Origin of the sequence: Peptacetobacter sp. AB800 (assembly GCF_047807365.1) — a bacterium.
Lineage (GTDB): Bacteria > Bacillota > Clostridia > Peptostreptococcales > Peptostreptococcaceae > Peptacetobacter.
In genome coordinates this window covers 1-610 of sequence record NZ_JBLOUI010000096.1, presented here as the reverse complement: position 1 = coordinate 610, position 610 = coordinate 1, and the positions used below count along the sequence as shown (strand labels likewise).

Genomic DNA, 610 nt, shown 5'->3' with positions numbered 1-610 from the left:
TATTGAATCTCGACCCCGGTAGGGTTTACAATGATTTCACCCAAAAACACATTCCCCCTACGGAAAGGAGTCGAGAAAATTGAAACCTTACATAAAATGCCCTGATTGTTTTTGTACTGATTTTTGGAAATATGGTAAAGATAGATACGGAAACCAAAAATATATGTGTAAAAGCTGCTTTAAGCAATACACGTTAGAAGTTTCTACCAAAACTAGAGAATCAAAAAATGGTTATCCTAAATGTCCAGTTTGTGGTAATGGTATGTATCTTCATCATAAATATAAAAATCATGTTAGTTTTAAGTGTAATAGTAGAAAATGTAATCATACTATTAAACGAATTATTCCAGAATCCATCGAAGATCCTTCATCTGAAAAGCTTCGCAGAAGAAATCTAAGAAAAATATTTTCTGGATATAGGTTTAATTTGCATACAATTATTATGAGCATTAGTATGTATTATTCACTTAAAGCTTCAACTAGAGCTATTTCAACATTTTTATTTGATTACATGAATATCAAAGTATCTCATGTAACCATATCAAAATGGATTAAAACTTTTGATATATACTTTAAAACAATTGGTGATGAACTATCAAAAGATTTATAT

Annotated in this window: 1 pseudogene; it reads left to right on the top strand. The window is 29.2% G+C overall.

The features are described from left to right. Positions 1-79: 79 nt before the first annotated feature. A pseudogene (locus ACK2WN_RS12220) lies at positions 80-610 on the top strand (IS6 family transposase); the annotation flags it as partial.